We start from the raw sequence: 3,702 nt of genomic DNA, 5'->3' as shown, positions 1-3,702 counted from the left end.
CTGGGCAAGCATTCGCTCGCCAAGAATGCGTACACCTCCTTTACGCGGGAGTATAAGCATATCTATGGGGAGGATTTCAAACGGGAGTTCCAGACGGTTTTGCAAGGTTAATGGCAAATTATTCGATTATTAATCCTTTGCTTTTAGATTGGGAACATGCGATTATTGCTTCTCCTCCTGTTCCCGGTCCTGGCCTTTGGGCAAAACTGGCAGGACCCGTTGATTTTTGGCGTCAATAAGTTGCCGGCGCGGTTTACGGCGTGGCCATGCCCGGATACGGCCTCCGGATGGGCCAGCGACTATGACCATTCACCGTGGGTGGTTTCGCTGGATGGGACCTGGCGGTTTCACTGGTCGCCGGAGCCCTCGCGGCGGCCTTTGGATTTTTTCCGGACCGACTTCGATACATCCGGCTTTGGGTCATTGCGTGTGCCCTCTTGCTGGGAGTTGTCGGGATACGGGACGCCGATCTATACCAATTATACCTATCCCTTCAAGGTCGATCCGCCATTGGTGATGGAGACGCCTCCGCGGGCATATACCTCATTTTCGGAGCGTAACCCGGTAGGGTCCTACCGGCGGTACTTCCGGGTCCCGGCGTCCTGGGGTCGCGGGCGTACCATCTTGCACTTTGCCGGCGTCAGCTCTGCTTTTTATGTTTGGGTAAACGGTACGGCGGTGGGGTATAGTGAAAACTCGCGGTTGCCAGCGGAATTCGATATTACGCCATATCTGCATTCCGGGGACAACCTGCTCGCGGTGGAGGTCTATCGTTTTTCGGACGGGTCGTACCTGGAGGACCAGGATATGTGGCGATTGAGTGGCATTTTCAGGGATGTGTTCTTATATCATACGCCGGATCGCACCTTGTGGGATGCGTACGTGGATGCTTCGCTCGATAGCAGCTTGATGTCGGCACGGGTTCGTTTGATGTATACGATACGCGCGGTCGGTTCGGGAGGGACGCTCAAGGTACGATTGAGCTTGCGTGGGCCGGACGGGCGCTATTCCTATGGCTTGGTCTCCGCGGCCGTCCCCGTACCCGATACCGGTTTCAACAAGGAAGACACGACGTCGTTTGCCGTTTTCCGGCGGCCGGCGCTTTGGTCGATGGAAAGTCCGTTGCTGTACGACGCCCTGGTGGAGCTGGTATCCGGCGATTCGGTCATCGAGACGAGACGGGTGGACCTGGGATTCCGCAGGGTAGAGCTCCGTGACAAACAGTTATTCTTAAATGGACGCTCCTTTAAAATAAAAGGCGTCAACCGGCACGAGGCCGATCCCGGTACGGGCTATACGCCTACCTTGGCACGCATGGTCGAGGACATACGGCTGATCAAGCAGGCGAACTTCAATTTCGTTCGGACCTCGCACTACCCCAACGACCCGCGCTGGTATGCGCTCTGCGACCGGTATGGGCTCCTCGTCATGGATGAGAATAACCTGGAAACGCACGGTATCAGTTACCACAAACGTATCCTTCCGGGGGACAACCCCTTATGGGAGCCGGTGTCCGTCGACCGGATGCGGCGGACGGTGATACGGGACCGGGGTTTCCCCTGCGTCGCCTTTTGGTCCCTGGGGAACGAGGCGGGGTATGGGAATGCCTTCCTGGCCATGCGTGCCGCGACGCGTGCGGCCGATCCCGCGTTGCGACCGATCCACTACGCCGACATGAACCTGGCGGCGGACGTCGACAGCCAGACCTACCCCACCATCGAATGGCTCTACCAGCATGTAGCCGGCAAGGCCGTCCGCAAAGGGGAGCACGGGGAAGTCGGAACCGTCGACCAGCATGGTCCCTACCCTTCCGGCAAGGCCTTCCTGGCTAACGAGTATGCGCACGCGCATGGGAACAGCCTGGGGAACTTCCAGGATTATTGGGACGTATTTGATAAGTTCCCGATGCTCCTGGGCGGTTTTATATGGGAATGGTGCGACCAGGCGCTGTATCGCCACGATTCGTTGGCGTACGGCGGAGACTTTGGCGACTACCCGAACGACGGGCGGTTCATCCTCAAGGGGTTGGTCTCGGCGGCGCGGGTACCGCATCCCCACTATTACGAGGCGCAAAAGGTGCAGCAGTATGTGCGCGTTGCGCGGGTGGCCGGGACCGGGGGGCGCGCGTCCGGCGTGTCTGCCGATCGGCTGCGAATATACAACCGGTATACGTTTACCAACCTGGACACGTTCAACGTGGAATGGCGCCTCCTGGTGGACGGTGTTCCCGTGCAGTCGGGTAGCTGGGGAAGGCTGGCGGTGGCGCCGGGGGATTCGATCGACGTCGCGATGCCCGGCGGGCTTTTACCCGGAGGCGAGCGTTTCTTGAATATTTCTTTCCGCCTACGCGCGCCCACGCGTTGGGCGGATAGCGGCTTTACGGTGGCGCGGGAACAAATCGCCTTCCCTGCGGTCGGCCGGCCTTCTTCGGACGAGCGCGGCGTACGCTGGCGTAAAGCCGGCGATGGATGGCGCGCGGCGGCTGGCGGCGCGGCGGCTTCGGTCGATGCACAAACCGGTTTGCTGGAGTCGCTTCGGTTCCACGGCCGGGAGTACCTGGCCGGTCGGCTCACGCCGCATTTTTGGCGGGCCCCGACGGATAACGACCTTGGGTGGAAGGTACCCGAACTGATGGGCGCATGGCGGCATGCCGGTGTATCCACAGATGATATAGAGGCGAGCGGTGGACGTGTCGCCCGTCTGGCCGCGGGGCGCAGGTCGCTGACCGCGGATTATACATTGCCCGTCCGGGACGCGACATTGTCTTTAACTTATGTGTTGCTGACAGACGGACGGCTGCGGGTCGACTTCAGGCTCGTGCTGGGTCCGGATGCACCCGAGCCGCCGCGGATCGGGCTGACATGTACGATACCGGATAGCCTCACGCAGATACGGTGGTATGGACGCGGTCCCTGGGAGAATTACGGGGACAGGAAAACGGCATCTTTCGTGGGAATATACTCCAGCGAACTTACGGATTTCGTTACGCCGTATGTCCGGCCGCAGGAGAACGCGAACCGTACGGATACCCGCTGGGCGGTCGTGGGTGGCCTTCGGATAACCTCAGTGGGCGCGCCCTTCAGCTTCAGCGCGTGGCCCTACACCGAAAACGACCTGGAAACAGCCACGCACAACGACCGGCTCCCTCACCGCCCGTTTATTACCGTCAATATCGACGGCTGGCAAATGGGCGTGGGCGGAGACACCAGCTGGGGTTTGCCGGTACACTCCCCATACCGCATGCGGCGAAAAGGCGTGTATACATACAGCATCTATTTGGACCCGGCTCCGCTTTGAGCATCCGCGTAGGCGGCGTCCATGAGGCCGTTAGGCTTCAGGTACACGACGTCGTGCTGGAAGTCGAGCAGCGTATTGAACCGCTTCAGCACCTCGGCGCCGAGGATGTGCGTCTTAAAGCGCGCGGGGTTCGCGGCGGCGAGCAGCTGGGCGGGGATGTTATAAAGGCTTACGGCGTTCAGATCGAGGCGCTCGTTGTTGAAGACGACAACCGGCACCTCTCGGCCCCTTCCATCGCGCAGGACGCTCTTTTTGAGGATGGGTTGGTCGCGGGGATAGCCTGTCTCCGCCACCAGCGCGGTGTCGAGCAGGATGGTCCGCTCGTAGCCGTCGTCATAGAGGAAGCGGCCAGGGTACCTCACGCCCCTTACGGCCAGGTCGCCGCGGATACAAAAAAGGTCGTGG

Annotated in this window: 2 protein-coding genes; one reads left to right on the top strand and one right to left on the bottom strand. The window is 60.4% G+C overall.

The genetic code is table 11. The features are described 5' to 3' along the window. The first annotated feature begins 156 nt into the window (after positions 1-156). A complete protein-coding gene (locus tag VL547_RS06040) occupies positions 157-3,297 on the top strand; it encodes a glycoside hydrolase family 2 TIM barrel-domain containing protein (RefSeq protein WP_325576276.1) in 3,141 nt (1,046 codons plus the stop codon). Here the strand turns inward: VL547_RS06040 and VL547_RS06035 are convergent. Next, on the bottom strand, positions 3,273-3,702 hold a 430-nt coding region (locus tag VL547_RS06035; RefSeq protein ID WP_325576274.1), incomplete at its 5' end, for a hypothetical protein. The two genes, VL547_RS06040 and VL547_RS06035, sit on opposite strands and share 25 nt — an antisense overlap.

Source organism: Dinghuibacter sp. (assembly GCF_035492835.1).
Taxonomy (GTDB): domain Bacteria; phylum Bacteroidota; class Bacteroidia; order Chitinophagales; family Chitinophagaceae; genus Dinghuibacter.
Note: the sequence above shows the minus strand (reverse complement) of the source record. Positions and strands in the feature narration are given on the sequence as shown.